Source organism: Paenibacillus algorifonticola (genome assembly GCF_050481745.1).
In the GTDB taxonomy this organism is placed as follows: Bacteria; Bacillota; Bacilli; order Paenibacillales; family Paenibacillaceae; genus Pristimantibacillus; species Pristimantibacillus algorifonticola_A.
This window is the reverse complement of sequence record NZ_JBCNGR010000092.1, coordinates 1-569: the sequence shown is the minus strand read 5'-3', so window position 1 is coordinate 569 and position 569 is coordinate 1. Positions and strand designations below refer to the sequence as shown.

The 569-nt window shown below is 53.4% G+C and carries 1 protein-coding gene; it reads left to right on the top strand.

Translation table 11 applies throughout. The features are described from left to right. On the top strand, nucleotides 1-569 hold a 569-nt coding region (locus ABEW34_RS31720; RefSeq protein ID WP_430165814.1), incomplete at both ends, for an RHS repeat-associated core domain-containing protein.

Here is a 569-nt window from a genome sequence, read left to right as displayed (position 1 = left end):
AACGTACGTACCTCCGTCACCGAGAACGGGGTAACGACTCGTTATGTCGTCAATCCGCAGGCGGTATTATCGCAGGTGCTGATGGAGACAGACGGGCAAGGCAACCGGGCGGCGTATTATGTGTACGGTCTTGGATTGATTGGCCGGGAGGCAGCGGATGGCAGCTATGCCACGTATCATTATGACCGTCGTGGAAGCACGGTCGCGCTGACGAATGACAACGGCGTGATAACGGATACGTATGAATACGGACCGTATGGGGAACAAATCCGTCATAGGGGGACGATGGAGCAGCCGTTCCAGTATAATGGACGTGATGGCGTTGCAACGGATGCAAACGGCCTATACCATATGCGTGCGCGTTATTACAATCCAGAAATCAAACGCTTCATCAACCGGGATGTACTGACAGGTTCGATCAGCGATTCGCAAACGCTGAACCGTTACGCGTATGTGAATGGCAATCCGATATCTTATGTCGATCCGTTCGGCTTAAGCCGTGATGGTGACTCTGCATGGCTGCAAGGCGGAAGCTTCCTTGCTGATCTTGTGCCATGGGTAGGCACGGT